The 18,333-nt window shown below is 71.3% G+C and carries 9 protein-coding genes; 3 read left to right on the top strand and 6 right to left on the bottom strand.

Features of this window, described 5'->3' with window-relative positions; genetic code table 11:
- Positions 1-71 precede the first annotated feature (71 nt).
- The 3 genes from drmC to drmA are packed head-to-tail and all read right to left on the bottom strand — an operon-like array spanning position 72 to position 6,210.
- Complete coding sequence (drmC, locus tag ABGB16_RS15225; protein ID WP_347668691.1) at positions 72-875, bottom strand: DISARM system phospholipase D-like protein DrmC; 804 nt, start codon at positions 873-875, stop codon at positions 72-74.
- A complete protein-coding gene (locus tag ABGB16_RS15230; protein WP_347668692.1) occupies positions 872-2,713 on the bottom strand; it encodes a DUF1998 domain-containing protein in 1,842 nt (613 codons plus the stop codon). The genes drmC and ABGB16_RS15230 overlap by 4 nt, the downstream gene beginning before the upstream one ends.
- A complete protein-coding gene (gene drmA, locus ABGB16_RS15235; protein ID WP_347668693.1) occupies positions 2,710-6,210 on the bottom strand; it encodes a DISARM system helicase DrmA in 3,501 nt (1,166 codons plus the stop codon). Before drmA ends, ABGB16_RS15230 begins: the two co-directional genes overlap by 4 nt.
- A gap of 157 nt (positions 6,211-6,367) precedes the next feature.
- Between drmA and ABGB16_RS15240 the strand changes: the two genes are divergently transcribed.
- The 3 genes from ABGB16_RS15240 (at position 6,368) to ABGB16_RS15250 (ending at position 9,631) form a co-directional block, all read left to right on the top strand.
- Complete coding sequence (locus tag ABGB16_RS15240) at positions 6,368-7,540, top strand: DUF262 domain-containing protein (RefSeq protein WP_347668694.1); 1,173 nt, start codon at positions 6,368-6,370, stop codon at positions 7,538-7,540.
- The gene (locus tag ABGB16_RS15245) at positions 7,537-8,685 is read left to right on the top strand and encodes a DUF3696 domain-containing protein (RefSeq protein WP_347668695.1); all 1,149 of its coding nucleotides are present in this window, start codon (positions 7,537-7,539) and stop codon (positions 8,683-8,685) included. The genes ABGB16_RS15240 and ABGB16_RS15245 overlap by 4 nt, the downstream gene beginning before the upstream one ends.
- A 100-nt stretch (positions 8,686-8,785) precedes the next feature.
- A complete protein-coding gene (locus ABGB16_RS15250; protein WP_347668696.1) occupies positions 8,786-9,631 on the top strand; it encodes a hypothetical protein in 846 nt (281 codons plus the stop codon).
- Positions 9,632-9,768: 137 nt separating this feature from the next.
- Here ABGB16_RS15250 and ABGB16_RS15255 read toward each other — a convergent pair whose 3' ends face one another.
- The 3 genes from ABGB16_RS15255 to drmD all read right to left on the bottom strand — a co-directional run bounded on the left by ABGB16_RS15255 (position 9,769) and on the right by drmD (position 18,232).
- Positions 9,769-10,842, bottom strand: a complete 1,074-nt coding sequence (locus tag ABGB16_RS15255; protein WP_347668697.1) for a restriction endonuclease — start codon at positions 10,840-10,842, stop codon at positions 9,769-9,771.
- Between the two features lie 71 nt (positions 10,843-10,913).
- A complete protein-coding gene (locus tag ABGB16_RS15260) occupies positions 10,914-15,050 on the bottom strand; it encodes a DNA methyltransferase (RefSeq protein ID WP_347668698.1) in 4,137 nt (1,378 codons plus the stop codon).
- Positions 15,050-18,232 carry a DISARM system SNF2-like helicase DrmD gene (gene drmD, locus ABGB16_RS15265; RefSeq protein WP_347668699.1) on the bottom strand — a complete coding sequence of 1,061 codons (3,183 nt, stop codon included), beginning with the start codon at positions 18,230-18,232 and terminating at the stop codon, positions 15,050-15,052. Before drmD ends, ABGB16_RS15260 begins: the two co-directional genes overlap by 1 nt.
- Positions 18,233-18,333: the final 101 nt, after the last annotated feature.

An 18,333-nucleotide genomic window follows, 5' to 3' on the forward strand; every position in this document is an offset into this window, starting at 1 on the left:
CGGCGACGCGCTCAGCCAAGCAGGCGGTCGATCTCGGCCAGTTCCTCCCGGACAATGCAGGACTCGGCTGATCAGGAGAGCCGCTCCAGCGGCCCGCCACTGGGATCGGTCAGGGCATGGAAGTGTGCGACGAGCCGCCGTACGACGTCAGGGTCGCGCAGCACCACGCCGACCTCGATGTTGTGCGACAGCGCCCGGTCGGTGAGATTCGCGCTGCTGATCAGTGCGACCTCGCCGTCGGCCGCGATGAACTTCGCGTGCAGCGCGGCGTGCGGACTTCCGCCGGCGGCCCGGCGCGCTGCCGGCCAGTGCCAGAATGTGGCCTGGTCGCGTAGCGTGGCGAAGGCCGTCGCCGCTCCGGACCGGCCGCGCAGGGCACCGCCGTCCTCGGCCGAGCTTTCCAGGACCAGATCGATCCGTACGCCCCGGCCGGCTGCGGCCCGCAACTCGGCGACGACCTCGGAGATCCCGTATGCGGCGAAGCTGGCCACGAGCAGGCTGGACCGGGCCGTCCGAATGATCTGCACGACCACCGAGCTGGTCAGCCGCACCGGCACGGAGGCGCTGGTCGGCCCGCTGACCACCAGCTCGGTCCGCCGCGCCTCGGCGTGCTGCTGCAGCAGCGCAGCGCCGCGCAGGGCGAGGGCGACCGCCGAGCCGGACAGGTCCGGTGCCTCGGCCCGCCAGCTCGCCACCAGCCGGGCGGCGTGGGCGGCGACCGCGTAGCCCGGCCGGGCGTCGATGAGCTCGGCCGCGACGCCGCCGTCACCGGGGCCGCCCACCCGCGCCAGCACCCCGGCCCAGGCTGCGACGTGCGCGGCAGGGAGCGCGGCGGCGAGGTCTGCAACCACCTCGGCGAACCGCTCGTGGCTCATCCGGCAAAGAATCCGCAGCCGGGGTCGGTGAGGGTGTCTACGAGCAGGGCTCGGTCGAGGTAGTGGTTGCCCCGCTCACAGGAGGTCTCCGCAGCGAAGAGGCACGCGTGGCAGGCGGCGGCCGACAGGCGAGCGTGCACCGTCGGGTCGTGCTCGGCGCAGAGCGGGTCCGAGCTGCACAGCCTGGCCGCCTCCAGGGCCCGCTCGACGAGCGCTCCCAGCCGATTCACGCGCCCGAGGGAGACCAGCCCGCCGAGGGTGCCCTCGCTGTCGGGTGCGGAGGTGTAGAGCAGCACCCCGGCGGCCGGCTCCTCGCTCGCCCCGGGGTAGATCCGCTCCCTGATGCCGGCGGCGCTGTATCCGCACTCGAGCGCAAGCTCGCGGATGAGCACGTGGGCGAGGGTGTGCAGCAGGACGTACCGGGGGCCGGGGTGCGGCTGCGGGGCCAGCCCGCGCTGCGTCCGCCAGCGGTCGTGGGAGCAGGCCAGCAGCTGCTCGCGCTGCTTGACCTCCGGTCGGTGCTCCCACTCGACGATCCGCCCCTCCGCGAGGCGGAGGAAGATGCCCTCGCCCCGCATCTCGGCGCAGGGCAGCCAGGTCGGCCGGCCGACGGTCAGCGGGGCCCGCCGCCGGTCGGGCGTGTCGAGCACCTCCCACTCGGGAGCGTCGATGCGGGTGAAGCCGTACAGCGCGGCGACCTCCCGCAGCCGGGGGACCAGGACCACATCTCGCAGCCATTGCTGGTGCTGGGCCGGCACCGGCTCCGGGTGGGTCGTGAAGTCGGACAGCTCCACGCCCCGGCCGGAGGTGAAGGCCAGCCACTCGGGCCGGCGCAGGTCGGTGTCGTCGTCGGTGTCGTCGTCGGCGGACCCGGCGTCGGCGCGGCGCCGCATCGCCTCCCACACCCGGTCGACGCCGTACGGCCTCAGCGTCGCCCAGCAGCCCAGGCTCGGCAGGATCTGTTTGGCGATGTCGGCGCCCAACCCGGCGAGCGGCTCCAGGGCCGACCAGGCTTCGGCGACCGCCTGGTCGGCCGGCTGCTCGGCCCGGGGGAGGCTGATGACCCGCAACTGCATGGCGAACCAGCTGTTGGTGGCGCCCAGGGCGAGGGTGCGGGTGGGGGCGTCGCAGGGCCCGTAGGTGCCGAGGTGGGGGTGGCGGCCCCGGCAGGCGGGCAGCGTCCGCTCGGCGTCCCGGCCGATCGCCACGGCCATCGGCCGGGACGCCCCGCACTCGCAGGTGATGAAGATGTTGGTCGCTTCACCGGTGCTGCCGCGCTCGGTGAGCTTCAACGAGTGACCCGGGCCGGGATCGGCGCCTCCGTGCGCCACGTAGGACCAGGGAAAGTCGTCGAGGTGGCCGTTGGCGCAGGCGAGCACGAAGCGGGCCGGTACGGCGGTGGGACGGGACCCGCCGTTGCCGCGGCAACCGTGCACGTAGCGGGCGCGGTCCGGCTGGTAGGGCGACGACAGCAGGTCGAACAGCCCGGAGCTGGCCGGGGCGAGTCGGTTGCACCGGGTGTCGGAGCAGCGCAACCAGGTGGGGAAGAGCGTCACGGGCACGCCCACCCGGGTCCACTCGGCGAACGGGTCGGAGGTCTCCGGCAGGTGCGGCGGCAGCCGCAGGTGCTCCACCTGCTCGCCGAGCCTGCGCCGCAGGGCCGCCAGCAGCCGATCCTCCTTGACCAGACCGGAGTAAGTCGGGTCCCAGTGCGCCAGCCCGAGCGTGAGCACTGACAGGCTGGGCAGGTCGGCGACCGACCCGACGCCGTAGGTGTGCAGGAGCTGGTTGGGCCGCAGCGCGCCGACCCGCAGGCTGTGCTGCCGCGGCCCGGTCACGCCGGCACCCCCGGCCCGGCCACGACGGGCGGGGCGAACGGCGGTGGCTCGTCGCCGCCGACGTCGAGCTGCAACTGGAGCTGGATGCCCGGCTCCACGTCTCGCAGGGAGGTCGGGCAGGTGGTCTGCTCCCACCGGCCTTCCTCCGGGCGGTGCAGCAGCCCCGCCACGTCGTCGCTGTGGTACGGCCGGTCGTAAGCCAGCCGCCGGGCGGGCCGCGCCCGCTCCCGCGCCCACAGGTCTAGGCGGGCCTCCAGCTCATCCTCCACCCGCTGGCGGACGGTGTTGTCCACGGCCACGTCGCTGCGCCGCTTGAGGACCCGCACGACGTGGTCGGCGAGCTGGCCGTGCCGGTCGAAGTCCTGTGCCCGCAGGTTGCCGTTGTAGGTGCTCTCCAGGTCCCGGATCAACGCCACCAGCACCCCGGTCAGGCCTCGGTCGATGGCCCGCTCCGCGAACGGAGTCACCGACAGCGCCTCAACCTGCCGGTAGATGGTGGCGTGGAAGTGCTCGAACCGCTCGTAGTGGGACAGGTCGCGCGGCCGGGCCCAGTTGTAGACGGTGAACACCAGCCCCGGTGCCCGCCGGCCGACCCGGCTCGTAGCCTGGATGTACTCGGCGGCGGACTTCGGCTGGTTGGCCACCACCATCACACCGAGCCGGTCGATGTCGACGCCGACGGAGATCATGCTGGTCGCGAGAAGCACGTCGATCGGGCGGGGCCCGTTCCTGGCCTGGGGGCCGGAGAAGCGGACCGCGAGCCGGTCCAGCAGCGGCCGGATGGCGTCGGAGGGCATCCGAGAGGTCAACTCCTCCAGATGCGGGTCGTACCGGCGGGCGAGCCCGCGCTCGTCGGCGCGGACGAGTCGGGTGGAGACGTCGTCCTCGACCACGCGCCGCATGCCGCCCAGGTCGCGCAGGCTGTTGAAATAGCCGACCAGCGTCATGTATGGGTCGGTCACCGGGTTGCCGCCGTATTTCTCGTGGAGCTTCTGCGCCGCGCCGAGCACCGACACGTACACCCGGATCAGGGTCGAGCGGAGCCGGTTGCCGTGCGCGCAAATGCCGACGTACCGGCGGCCCGGATGCTCCTCGGACCGGCGCTGACGGGCGAAGAAGTTGTCGGAGGCGTCGAGCCCCGGCGGCGGAAAGACCCGGGTCCGCCGGTTGAACAGGGCCCCGATCTGCTGCTGGGCGCGGCGGATGGTGGCGGTCGAGGCGATCACCTTTGGCCGCGACCAGTGCCCGCGTGCCGACTCCCAACTGGCCAACCGGTCCACCGCCGTCTCGTAGAGCCCGACCAGCGAGCCGAGCGGCCCAGAGATCAGGTGCAGCTCGTCCTGAATGATCAGATCCGGTGGGCGCAGCCGCGCGCAGGGGAGCACTCGGTTGCCCGGCCGGTGCCGACGGCGTTCCCAGTCGGCCGATTCGAGGTCCTCGGTGAGATAGCCGTGCTGCTCGCAGCGCTTGCCGACCCTACCGAAGAGGGCGGCGGTCTCACCCTTCCACGGCAGTTGGGCGAACTTGTCGACGGTGGCGATCAGCAGCGCCGGCGGGTGCCGGTAGACCTCCTCGTCGACCAGCAGCACCGGCAGCCCAGCCTGGTCATCGGGCAGCGGGTAGCTGCCCAGCCTGCTGAACGGGCACCCGACGTCGGGGCAGAGCACCAGCGTGCGCCAGGATTCCCGCTCGACGACGATGTCCTTACCCGGGTTGATCCCGCTGCCGCACCAGGGGCAACTGGTGAGCTGGTGCGGGGAGCCCACCCCCCGATTCGCGCGGCCCCGCCGCCGCTGGTCCAGCCAGTCGCTGGCGTCCTGAGTGCGGTTGGGGGTGACCCGACCGCCGACCCACAGCCCGACCCGGATCGGCGTCTCACCCCAGGTGTGCGGGGCGGCACGGCGCAGGGTCTCCGCCGCGCAGATCAGGGTGGCGGCCCGCTCGAACTGCTGGATCGTGAGCAGGCGCAGGGTGTAGCGCATGAGCACAGCCAGCCCGTCCCGGCTGGTCAGCCCGCCGTGCTCCGGCTGCCGGCGACGCACCGCGATGGTGAAGGCGGTGAGGCCGAGGTACGCCTCGGTCTTGCCGCCACCGGTGGGAAACCAGAGCAGGTCGGTGACGGCGACGCCGGGGTCGTCGCTGCGCTCCGCGTGCCCGGGGTCGGCGAGCGCCGGCAGGTTGAGCAGCACGAACGCCAGCTGGAACGGACGCCACCGGTGGTTTTTCGGCTTGTCGGCGGCCTCTACCGCCCGCTCCAGCGGCATCCTCGGGTCGTCCCGCCGCCGGGCGGCGGCCACGGTGTGCACACGTTGCAGGTACATCGCCCGGTTGGCGAAGCCGAACGCCTCCCGGGCCATCTCGTCCGTGGCGAGCAGCCTGATGCCGGCTTCGATTCGGTCGGCCGCCGTCCGGGCGTCGCTAAGCGCTTCCCGTACCTGCGGCAGGTACGCGTGGAGCCGGCGCGCCGGGTCGCCGGCGGTCGCCTCGTTCCGGTCGATCCACGCTCGGTAGCCGGCGACGAGGGGCGACAGCGCCGCTGTCAGCACCTCGGCCGGACCGGCTGCCAGCTCGGCGAGCCGCTTCATGTCCAGCTCCACGTCGGCCAGCTCGGGCAGGTCGGCGTCCCGCTCGCTGCTGGGCACGTCAGTGTGCGGCAGCGCGTGGATCGGGACGGTCGCGGTGTGTATCTCATGGGCGTGCAGGGGATCGGTGGCGGCCGGCTCGGCGGCGACGGCCGTGCCGTGCCCCACCGCGAACTCCGGGTGGAAGCGGTAGGCCATCGCCAGCCGGTGGCGCTCCGCCTGGTCGGAGGCGTCGCCGCCGGTGATCTGCTCGGGCCGGGGCAGGAAGACGGGGATGTCGTCGTCGGGCCCGGTCGCGCTCAGCTTCACCTGGAAGATCCACCGCTGTGGCTCTCGCGGCGACGTGCTGCGCTCCCGGTTCTCCAGGAAGAGGGAGACCAGCCACTCCGCGCCGAGACGACGCACTCGGCCCCGCACCACCACCTTCGGCTGTGCGGGGTCTACCGGCCGTGCCTTGATCGGCCCCTCGCGCAGGGGAACGTTGACCGTGCCGCCGCGCTGGTGCCGCCGCCAAACCTGCTCCCCAGCCCGCTCCTCGAGCATCGACTTGCCGGTGTCGTAACTGCCCCAGACGGCGGTGACGCGCAGCGCGGCAACCGACGCCGGCACGGTCGCGGTGAAGCCGAGCGCGGAAGGGGCCAGGCTCGGCGCGCTCGGCGCGCTCGGCTCGGCGCCCCCCTCCACCGGGTCCGACGCGGTGGCATCGGTGACCGTGTCCTGATCGGACGGGTCGATCGACTCGCCGTTAGGCGCTAGCCGGCCGAGAATGTAGCGGTCCAGCGGATTCTCTCTTTTGGTGGGAAACTCCTCCGCGGGGCCGCCGAGTGGCCCGAGTAGATCGTCCAGGACCAGCCGTTGCAGCTCGTCGCGGATCGCCCGCTCATCTGGCACGGCGAGCACACCCTCCCCACCCACGGAAGTGACTCTAGCGTTTCCATACGACAGTGAAAGAGGCCGTTTGGACAGCGACCGTCCGAGCGGGTCAATCCGTTAGGCTACTGCGGGTCATTCATGCGGTGTTTCCCGTAGGGCAGGCACCGAGGCGGATCGAGGTGGCGAGATTTCCGAGCTGGTGACAGAGATCCTGGAGGAGCGGGACTCGCTCGGTCAACCGACCGGCATCGAGGCCGACGACGCTCCGGACGCCAGGGCGGATCAGCCGATCGACTCGATCCGCACTCCTTTCGATCCGGAGCGGATCGATGTGGTCACCCGTAACACCACCGTCGACCTGCTGCTGTCCCGCATCCGCACCGGCCGCATCGACCTGCAACCGGACTTCCAGCGCCAGGCCGGCATCTGGAAGGCGATGGCCAAGAGTCGGCTCATCGAGTCGCTGCTGTTGCGGATTCCGTTGCCCACCTTCTACGCCGCCGAAGGCGAGGACGAAACCTGGGCCATGGTGGACGGCATCCAGCGCCTGACCACGATCGCCCAGTTCATCGAGCCGGAGGCGGTGGGTTCGGAGCCGCTCCGGCTGGTCAATCTCGAATACCTTGGTGACGAATACAACGGCAAGACGTTCGACGACCTCCCCGGGCGGTTGCAGACCCGGTTGCGGGAGACGGAGCTCATCGTCCACCTCATCCGCCGGGGCACCCCGGAGGAGGTCAAGTTCAACATCTTCGCCCGGATCAACACGGGCGGGTTGCCGCTTTCCCGGCAGGAGTTGCGGCACGCCCTGATCCCGGGCAAGGGGCGTGAGATTCTCCGCGACTGGGCCGAGTCGGATGTCTTCCGCTCCGCGACGGGCGACAGCGTGCGCAGCGAGCGAATGGTCGATCGGGAGATGATCCTCCGCTTCATCGCCTTCCGGCTGACCGACCCGTACACCTACGACCACGACGACTTCGACCGGTTCCTACGGGAGTCGATGCGTACCTTGAACATGCTCGCCGACAACAAGGTCGAGCGGCTGTGGGCGGAGTTCGGCACGGCCATGATCGCTGCGAAGTCCATCTTCGGTGCGTACGCGTTCCGCAAGCGCGACCGCGACGGCGGCGCGCGGCGAATGCCGATCAACAAGGCGCTGTTCGAGACGATCTCGGTGAACCTCGCCGAGATCGGCGGGCCAGGCATGGCGACGCTCATGAAGCGGCACCGGCGGGTGGAGAAGGAGTTCATCGACCTGATGTCCGACGTCGACTTCCAGGCAGCCATCTCGCAGGGCACGGGCGACCCAGGCAAGGTGCGCCTCCGCTTCGAGATCATTCGGGAGATCTTCGAGTCGGTGGTGGGCCGATGATCGAGCGGCTGAGGCTGGAGAATTTCAAGGCGTTCCGGCACATGGACCTGCCCTTGGCGCCGTTCACGCTGCTCAGCGGCGTGAACGCGGCGGGCAAGAGCACCACTATGCAGGCGTTGGCGTTGCTGCGGCAGTCGTACGACGCGGGCGTGCTCGATCACAAGGGTGGGCTGCTGCTCAACGGCGAGCTCGTTGAGCTGGGCGTCGGGCAGGACGTGCTGCACGAGAACTACGCCGACGGAGGCAGCAAAGGCCCCGTTCCCATTACCATCGCCGCCACGATCAACGGTGTCGAGTGCCGCTGGCGGGTGGAGTACCGGGCGGCGGAGGACCGTGAGGCCGACCTGCTCAAGGTGCCGCGATCGTTGCGTCCCTCCGATCTTCCCGAGCCTGACCGGTCGGGTTTGTTCGGGGCGGGGTTCCAATACCTGCGGGCCGACCGGATCGTGCCTGCCGTGACGTATCCGAAGTCGTTCGAGATGGCGGTGCGCAGGAGCTTCCTGGGGGTACGAGGAGAGCACACGGTCAACTTCCTGCGGGCCCACCAGGAGGACCGGGTGGAGTCCGAGGCACTGCGGCATCCCGCGGCGAAGTCGACCGGCCTGCTGGATCAGACCGAGGCGTGGCTGCGGGAGATTTGCCCCGGTGTGAACCTGAGGGCGGAGGATCTGCGCGGCACGGACATGGTGCGGCTGAGCTACGGCTTCGGTGGCACCGCCGGCATCAAGTCGTCCAACGTCCGCTACCGGCCCACCAACGTCGGGTTCGGCCTGACCTATGCGTTGCCGATCATCGTGGCCTGCCTTTCGACGGGGCCGGACCGGTTGGTGCTGCTCGAAAATCCGGAGGCGCACCTGCACCCTCGTGGACAGACGATGGTGGCCCGGCTCGCGTGTCGCGCCGTCGCGGCCGGCGCGCAGATGATAATCGAGAGCCACAGTGATCATGTGCTCAATGGGCTGCGGCTTGCCGTCAAGGACGGGGTGTTGACGCCGAATCACGTGGCGTTGCATTATTTCGACCGGACCGACGACGGTGAGATCGAGGTCAGCTCTCCCGAGATTGATCCCGACGGCATGTTGTCGCAATGGCCCAGGGGATTCTTCGACGAGTGGGACAGCGCACTTGATCGTCTTCTCGACTGACGAGGAGTGGCTCTTGTCCTTGCTGTTGGTGCTGAACGAGCTTTCGTACCGGGAAACCAAAGCACGACGCGAGGAAATCTCAGATTCATTGCACCGTCTCGTGGGATTACTGCGGGGTGTTCGCCGGAGCCGTACCGACGTCGCGCTGGTCACCGAACGTCGGTTCTTCGATCTCGATCTGGGCGACGACTACTCCGTCCGCGAGTGGGCCGGTGATGGGCGTAACCGCGATTCGCTGCGTTACCTCCAGGGCATGCGCCAACGCGCACCGTTCCGGGACGTGGCCCCGACGGAGCTGCGCGACGGGACGGAATACTTCCACGAGGACCGGGCGGCCGAGGGCCTGGGCACCGCGTACCAGGTGGGTGGACTGGCGGTGAGCCTGCCGCTGGGACAAATGTGGGAGGAGACGCTGCTGCGGCTCATCGAGCGTGGCCTCGCCGAGGACGACGCGGGCAGCGTCGCGCTCACCGAGACCGAGGTTGAGGTACGCCACGCCTCCCGGCCGGAGCACGTCGACGAGCATCAGCGGTGGCTCTGCGAATCCGAGCTGACCCGGATCCACACCGGGGCCGAGTTGTGGGCGGCGCGGGAGGACATCTTTCCGCACCTCCGTTTCCTGCCCCGCGTGGCCGACGACCTGCTCGGGCTCGTGCCGGCCTGGCTGCGCCCGGTCAAGGATCGGCTCGCCGAGCTGGAGTTGGCGACCGCCGAGTGGGCACCGAGCAGCGAGGCGAGCCCGCGGTGGCGAAGCAGGGTCACCCCGGAGAGCGAGACGCGCAAGGCGCTGTGCCACTTCCCCGACACCGACGGTGCGACCCGACTCTTCGACCTGCACGCGCGGTTCACCCCCGGGGCGGGGCGGCTGCACTTCCGCCTGGACGGGGCGCGACAGCAGCTCGTCATCGCCTACATCGGAGCCAAGCTCGGCTGGCGCCGGGTTTAGCCGCCTGCGTCGAGGTGCGGTTCGTCGGCGGCGCGGTGGACGTCTGCGACACCAAGGACCGCGGCGGCCCGACGCGTCACCTCTGACGGGCGCTCCTGGGCGGGCTTCGTGGCCGGGCTCAAGGCCGACTCGGCGCGTTAGGGCGCGTCCTCCTCGACCAGCACCCACACCTGCTTGAGGGGCAGTTCGGCGCGGACCTCGTCCGGAAGGCGAAGGTAGTTTCGGCACACCGCGTCGATGAGGTCGTCGGCGTCCCAGACACGGATGCGGAAGTGCTGGTTGATTAGCTGCGCGCGGGCGTTCCCGTTGAGGCCACCCCACGCCACGAGCAGTGCCTGGTCCGCGCCGTGGGCGCCCAACGCCCCCTGTAGCTTTTGCACCACGTCGACACCGACGGGGTTGGCATCGCTCTTGACCTGAACCACCAGCCGGGGGCTGTCGAGGCCCAAAGGCCCTCGGCCGGCGAAGACATCCACCCCGCCGTCGCCGGATGCCTTCGTCACCGTGCACACGAAGCCCTCCGCGTCGAGCACGGCAGCGACAAGGTGTTCGAGTTTGTGCCCGGCGTAGCGCTCGATCACCGCGCTCGTGATGCGGTCGCGCGCATACCGCTCAACATCGACAGCCACTGTGGTGTCGGCTTCCACATCGCCCGCTTGCGGCACGTCGGAAGCCACTGACGCGGATTTGCCGTGGGCAGGCCGAGCACCGGGGTCGTGGCCCGACTCCAACACCTGGGTCATTCGCCATGCACCGTCGTTGCGGCTCACCTCACAGATGGTGAGAAACGCACCGAGCGTGTACAGCAGGTCCTGCTTGATCGCGGTCCTGGGAACATCGGTGCGCAACCATTCCACGGGGCGAACGTGGCGCCGATCCGGGTCCGGATCGGGCAGGTAATTGTAACCACCTGTCACCCTGCCGATGGCGATCTGGCCAGACGTCTTCATCGGCATCACCACGACATCGCCCACCGCGATGCGCTCCCGTAGTGCCCACAACTGGCCGGCATAATTGGCTACCAGGCCTGCCCCGGCGTCGGGGAACCCAACCCGGACAAGATCGGCCACGGCATCCCGAGCGGTGGCTTTCGATAGGTCCGTGACCTCTCTGAATCCGCCGCCAGCGACCTGGCTGTCGAGGGCCCAGTTCTCGCGCTCTCCGTGACGGCCCGCTCGCACGATCCAAACCCGTGGGGTCGCCGCAGTCATCGATGCTCCTTTTCGCGCTGTGCCGGCTCAAGCCGGTCTCGAACTGTGCCGCCCTTCGCGCCTGGCGGCGCTCAGAAGAGGGCGTCGGGGAGAGGGAAGAGGCCGTCGTCCAGTGCGGGCTCCGACGATGCCGAGGGCTCGGGGGATCGAGGGCGCGGCACGGTTCTGGTCTTCTTCCGGGGTGTCCGCCGGATGCCGTTTCGCAGCCGGTGTAGCTCCTCTTCCCGGTGGCGCTGGTGGTTGAGTTCGAGCAGCAGGTCCAGGATGTCGACCTGGGCGGACGGGTCGATGGTGTACCGGACGCCCTGTCGGGTCTGGTGGAACCCATGCCCGAGCGGCACGTTGAAGCCGTACGCCTCGGCCACCGCCTCGTCGATCTCGACGTGGATCTCCCGCAGGCGGCGGATGTCGGCGCTGGTCACCTGCTCGTCGTGGATCAGGTTGTAGAGCTTCGTCAGCCCCAGCTCCCGCCCCAGCATCACCGATCGCCGGTACGAGTCCAGCTCTGCCCCGACCCGCGCCATCCGTTCGGTCGACTCGGGCTGCGGGAAGGTCTCGAACCCGTCCGATGGCGTGTAACGAGGGTCGGATCGAAGACTCGATTCGCCCTTCGTCGTCCACCACGCGAAGTGGACGTTGCTGGAGAGCGCGGCGAGGTTCTCCGCCCGATTGGTGGCGAAAACACCGAGCATGTGGGAGAAGACCTGTCCCGTCGGCACGAACACCGGCAGCCCGGTCTTGCTGACAAGCGCGATGACGAGCACACGGTCGAGCCCATTGATCGCCTTCTGCATCGCGGGCCGCTTCTCGCCGAACTGCCACCAGTAGTCGCGGTATACCTTCCGGTTGTTCTTCTCCCGGAACGGCTTCACCTCGCGCTTCACGATTTTGAAGCAGTCGGGGTATTCCTGGGCGTGTTCGAGGGTCCAGTCGTGAAAGTTGACGACCCAGCGGCTGGCCGAGCAGTCGGGGCGGCCGTTCAGGTCCTCGCCGTTGAGGTAAGGAAAAAGCACGTCCTTGTTGCGCGTGTCCTTCACGATCAACGCCTGCGCCTGCTCCGGATCCAGCAGGAAGCCCTTGCCGACAAGGTTGGCTCCCTGGAACGACTGGTCGGCGTTGGCAGCCAGGCGGTGCGGCTTTCCGGTGACCCGGGAGCGGGCGTCCAACGACGGCGTGATGCCGGGCACTGGGCGGCCGTCGAGGATCGGCTGCTCGCCCTCGGCGGCGTGGCCGACCCAGAGCAGCGACACCTCCAGAGAGGCGGTGCCCGGCCAGGGCTGCGACTTGTTCGCCCGGTACACCGTCCAGCCCATGTCGAGCACCTGGTCAAGCCCGACCTCGCGGGTGTCGCCCTGGGCGATCGTGTTGGTGGCGATGATGCCCACCCGGCCCCGGCCGGTGACGCTGAGATTGCGCAGCAGGAAGTAGGAGCACAGGTCGGCGCTGCCGCGCTTGCCCCGGCCGATCCGCTCGACCAGGTACTCGCGCACGTCCGGCCCAATCGCCCCCGTGAGGCGCTGGCCGCCGACGAACGGCGGGTTGCCGATCACCGCGTCGAAGCCGCCCCGGTTGACTACCTCGGGAAACTCTAGCGGCCAGTGCAGCGGCCGGACCGGCTCCGGCCGGGAGCCGCGCAGCCACTCCACCACCGTCATGGCGACCTGCCGCTCCAGCTCCGAGTCGCCCGGCCGGTCGAGCAGGTCGTGCACCTCGTCGCTGATGCCGAGCAGGCGGTCGTCGTACTTCCTGTCGGGGTCGTCGGTGTCGTCCTGCGGGTCCCACGGGCGGCTCTGAGGGCGGACGGCGGTGGCGAGCGCCGCGCCCACCACCGCGTCGGCGGCCAGCCGCAGGCCCCGGCCCAGGTGCTCGACCTCGTCGAGCTTCGCGGCCTTGTCGGCGGCGTCCCGGGTGTCCTCCACCACGGTCGCGCCGATCGACTCGCGCAGCTCGGTCATCTCCTCCACGGTCCGGTGCAGCCGGTCGACCAGGTCGCCGAAGAAGCGGCTGTGCTGGAAGCGGCCCACCTCCGGGTCAAGGTGGAACGCGGTGAGCTGGTCGAGCGAGGTGAGCCCGACCAGGGAATCGCCGTGCCGCAGGGCGTGGTCGAGGAAGCCGAACGGCCTGCCCTTGGCCAGGGTCACCAGCCACAGCGACAGCTTCGCCAGCTCCACGGCCATGTCGTCGCGGTCCACCCCGAACAGGCAGCGGGCGGCGACCAGCCGGCGGGCCGCGAGCAGCAGGTCCTCCCGGTCCGGGTTGCCGTTGGCCAGCTCGGAGAGCGCGGCGGGGAGCCCGTCGCGCTGCCAGGCCCGCACCACCACCTCGGCGAGATAGCGGCAGGCCGCCACCAGGAACGCCCCGGAGCCCATCGCCGGGTCGAGCACCCTCAGCCGCAGCAGCTCGTCGGCGGTCTTCGCCCGCCACACCCCCTCGTCGGTGACGCCCTGCGCCGGGCCGGGGGCGAAGCAGAGCGGGGCGAGGGTGTGCCGGACCACCTCGTCGGCCAGCTCGCGCGGGGTGTAGTGGGTGCCCGTGTTGCGCCGGTCGTCGACCTGGGTGAACAGCACCGAGTCGGCCGGAAAGACCGTGGGCAGGCCGCGCAGGTCGGTGCGGAGCAGCCCCCAGTACGGGCGTACCCGATCGGCCAGGTCGGCGTCGTTGTCGCAGGCCGCATGCAGCGCGGCGCGCTGGTGCGGCGCGGGCGTCCGCGCCAGGGCGGCGTCCGCCTGCCGGGCGGTCAGGCCGCAGCGGTCGACCAGCCACGCGCGCAGCTCCGCCTCGCCCCGCGCGGTCACGGCCTCCAGCTCGGCCAGCGGCAGCTCCGGCTCCCGCCTGCCGAGCAGACCGACGTACGGCTCCCGTACCCGCATGCAGGAGAACTCCAGCAGGCCCTCGTAGACGTGCCCGAGCTGCTCCACGCCGAGGCTGGAGTAGCTGAGCTGTTCGGCCGCCCGACCCCGATGCCGGAGCACCAGCAGGGCGTCTAGCATCTCGAACACCACCCGGTCGGTGACCGCCGCGTCGGCCAGCCACGGGAACCGCCGCAGATCGAACAGCGACCCGCCGTGGGCGGGAATGCGCAGGTCGGGGTGCTCGCAGCCGTCGTGCACCGCGGCGAAGAGGGCCAGCAGCCGGGGCCATGCGGCGGTACGCCGGTCGCCCACCTCCTCGCCGTGCAGATCCCGCACCACGCCGAGCTGGCCGTGCAGGGTGGACGCCGCGTACGCCTGCGCGTACAGCGGGTCGGCCACCGGCAGCAGCCGCTGCTCCTCGGCGTACAGCAGGAAGACCAGCCGCATGAGCACGGTCAGCGCGCCCCGGTAGATGTCCCGGTCGCTGACCTTGCCGAGCAGCATCCCCTCGGACTCCCGGTCCAGCCGGGCCAGCTCGCCCACGAAGAGCTCCACCGCCCGACGCACCTGGTCGCCGAGCGTGGTGGTGATCTGGGCGAACGCCTCCGCGCTGCGGGCGAACAGCCCGGCGAGGCTGGTCGACGGGCGGCCGTCGGCGTCGGTCGGCGGCAGGAGCACCCGGGACGCGGTGAGCAGCGTGGCGAAGGCCCGCAGCAGCACGGGCTCCTCCAGCCACAGGTCGGCGTCGAAGACGCCCACCCCGGTGGCCTCGCTGCGGCGGGCGTGCACCAGCGCCCAGTGCTGCCCGTTGGTCACCAGGGCCACCGGCACGTCGGCGTCCCGGCACATCTGCGCGGCCTGCTCGGTCGGGGCCGGCCGGCTGCCCCGGGCGGCGGTGAGCGAGGTGCCGAAGGGCAGGCGGTGCACGTGCAGCCGGGCAGCCCGCCCGCCGCCGGGCCGCGGGCCGGACAGCACTACGTCCGGTCGGAAGCCGTCACCACCGGCCTCGGCGACCCCCGCGTCGCGGGCGCTGTCCGGATAGCCCAGCAGCTCGCCGAGGATCAGCTCGACCCAGGCTGGACCGAGCAGGTCGGGGGCCTCCCGCACCTCCGCCCAACCCCGGCGGACGCGGTCGCGGACCTCCTCGGGCACGGTGTCCAGCCCGTGCGGCAGCGCCTCGACCAGCACCGGCACGGTCAGGAAGGGGCCCTCGGGGCGCAGCAGGCCCAGCCACTCGGCGTGCTGCTCGTCGATCCGCTGCGCGGGCGGTCGGGGCGGGCGGCCAGCCGCGCGGCCGGCCGCCCCGGCACCGGTCCGGCCGGACGTGCCTCGGGACTGGCGGGGGACGGCGGGCATCAGCGGTCACCTCGGGCCAGGGACACGGGGGCCAGGAACGTGACGGCGGCCGGGAACCAGCGGGGCGTCGGGTCGGCGTAGCGGCGGCGCAGGGCCTCGGTCTCCCGCTCGCGCTGCGCCGGGATGTCGCGCAGCCGGGCGTACAGCGCGTCTCGGTCGGCGTGCAACTGCTCCCGCTCGACGGCGAAGAGGGTTGGCTGCTCCCAGTGCGGCTCGTCGGCGAGCTTGCTCTCAATCGAGGCCGCCAGCTCGGTCAGGACGGTGTCGATCGCCGCGACCTCCTCCGCGCAGCGCCGGGCGAGCAGCCCGTGCAGGCTGCGGGCGCGCTGGTCGGCGCGGTTGCCCAGGGCGCGGGCCAGCGGCTCGTGCAGCCGCGGCCACAACTCGGTCAGGCTCTGCCGCACCCGCTCGGCGGGCACCTCGTCGGTGGCGGCGGCGAGCAGCGCCTCCAACTCCTCCTGGCGCGCGCGGGTGAGCCGGCCACCCTCGATCGGGCCACCGGCGACGACGATCTCCTCGTGCAGCCGGGTGCCCTCCGCCCCGGTGATCACCACCCGGCCGTGGGCCACCAGCGCCGGTGTGCGCAGCAGGTCGCCGGGAACCACCCGGGCGGTGACCCGGCTGAGCCGCGCGCCACCGGCGCCGGCGCCGGCCCGAGCCTGGGCCCACAGCTCGGCGCGGAGCAGGCGCAGGCACATCTGCACCAGCTGGTGCCCGAGGTGCAGCAGCACCACGTCGGTGCGCCCCACCACCGCGTCCGGATCGAAGGTGACCGGCCGCTCGACGCCCGTGACCGAATGCAGCAGCCCGTCGTTGCGGGCGGCGGCCCACGCACCGGGCAACTCAGGCAGCCGGAACCAGCGGCCGGACGCGTCGGGCGGAGCCGGCGCGTCGATGAGGTCCCGGCGGTGGGCCAGGCGCAGCCCGGTGCGGACCACCCGCTCCACCGTGGCGGGGGTGAGATTCAGCGCGGCCCGGCTGCCCTTCAACGCCTCGGTGAGCCGGTGCAGGTCCCGGGCCAGGTCACGCTCCACCCGCAGCCGGGCACGGCTGGCACGCCGGTCGATCTCGGCGTCGGTGACCTGCCAGTCGGTCCGCCGGCCCGTCATCTTCTGCTCGATCTGGGCGGCGATCACATCACCGGCGCTGCCCAGGTCGGTGCGGATCGCCTCGACCTTCTCCACCGCCAGCCGCAGAAACGCCAGCTCGTCCTCCAGCGAGCCGGTGGCGTAGTCGACCCCCCGCCAGCCGGCCGGCACGAAGTGCAGCACCTCGACGCGGGCGGCGCGCTGGCCGCGCCGGTCGATCCGCCCGTTGCGCTGCTCCAGGCGGTTGGGATTCCAGGGAATCTCCCAGTGCAGCAGGCGGTGACAGTGCCGTTGCAGGTTGATGCCCTCGCTGGCGGCGTCGGTGGCGAGCAGGACGCGCACCGGGTCGAGGTCGGGGTGCTCGGTGAAGACGTTCTTGACGCGCTCCCGCTCCTCCGGGTCCTGGCCGCCGTGCAGCAGGGCGATCCGCTCCGCCGGGTAACCCGCGCCGATCAGCCGGTCGTGCAGCCAGCGTTGGGTGTCGCGGTACTCGGTGAAGATGATGACGCGCTCGGGCTGCCACTCGCCGCCGGGCCGCACGATCGGGTCCAGCCAGCGGCGCAGCGCGGCGAACTTGGCGTCCGGCCGGTCCTCCGCCGCGCGGGCCCAGGTGCGCAGCTCCTCCAGGATGGCGCGCTCCTCGGCCGACAGCGGCGCCGCGTAGTGCCGAACCGTGGTCAGGGCGTCCGCCTCGGCGGTGCCGTACGCGTCGTCGTCCTCGGCCGTCTCCGCCAGCCGGTCGATCACCGGTTGCAGGACCTTCTCCTCGGCGGCCCGCTCCGCCGCACCCGCCGGGCGGACGGCGTCGTCCCGGGCGGTCATGGTCGCCAGGTGGGTGTCGACTGTCTCCGCGAACGCCTTCGGCGAAGAGAAGAGCCGCCGCTTGAGCAGGGTCGTGACGAAGTCGGCGGCGATCTCGCCGGCCCGGCCGTCGGCGCGCGCCCGGCGGCTGGCCGCGTATCGGTTGAGCAGCTCGTGGGCGTGCCGCTCGGCGGACGGGTGGTCGACCTCCAAATAGTCGAGGTGGCGCACCGGGAAGCGGGGGGTGCCGTCCCACCTCGGCGGCAGCTCGCTCTTGAGCCGGCGCACCATCACCCGGGCCAACTGCTCGTCGCTCGGCTTGACGCCTCGGGCGAACCGCTGGTCGTCGAGCAGCTCCAGCAGCGCTGTGAACGACTCGGTGAAGCCGTTGTGCGGAGTGGCGGAGAGGAAGAGCCGGTGCTCGCAGTGCGGGGCGAGGGCACGGATCGCCCGGGTGCGCTGCGAGTCGACGGCGTACCGGCCCCGGCCGGACGGCGCGCACGTGTGCACCTCGTCCACCACGAGCAGGTCAAACGCGCGCGGGTAGCGGGGCGCGGCCGGCAGCACCTCGCGCAGCAGCCGCAACGGCCGGTCCCGCTTGAGCCAGTCGACGCTGACGATGAGCCGCGGGTAGTGTGTCCACGGGTTGGCGTAGAGGCCGCGGGAGCGGCGTAGCTCCCGCAACAGGGTCGCGTCGACGATGCGGAAGTCGAGGCCGAACTTGTCGCGCATCTCGTCGCGCCACTGCCGGGTCAACCCCGCCGGGCAGACGATCATCATCGTACGGGCGCGGTGGCGCAGCATCAGCTCCTGCATCACCAGGCCGGCCTCGATGGTCTTGCCGAGCCCGACGTCGTCGGCGATCAGCAGGTTGGTGCGAGGCATCGAGAGCGCCCGCACCACCGGATCGAGCTGGTAGTCGTCGATCTCGACGCCGGAACGGAACGGCGCCTGCAAGGCCGTCCGGTCGGCCGAGGCGATGGCGCCCCAGCGGACGGCGTCGAGGAAGGCGTCCAACTGCGCGGGGTCGTCGAAGCCGCGCCGCGGGTCTGGCAGCGTCGTGGTGTCGTGTACCAGCCGTCCGGGCTCCAGTTCCCAGACCACCCGCAACTCCTCGTCGCGGGCGTCGTCCTCGATGCTGACCAGGGTGACGAGGCGCGGGGCCTTGGCGGTGAAGACGTGGGGGTCGCCGCTGGCCACCTCGCTGTTGTGCACGTCGGCGACGACCCAGCGGCGGTTGCGTACCGTGACGAGCTGCCCTGGGGCCGGCGGCGCGTCCGTGGTCGTGGTCATCCGGGTGCTCCTCCGACCGTCCTCTGTGGGCGTCGCCAATATGGGTGGATGCTCCATACGGCAGGGGCCAAGACTAGACGAACCTCCACTTTGGATGCGAA

Source organism: Micromonospora sp. B11E3, from assembly GCF_039871625.1.
GTDB lineage: Bacteria > Actinomycetota > Actinomycetes > Mycobacteriales > Micromonosporaceae > Micromonospora.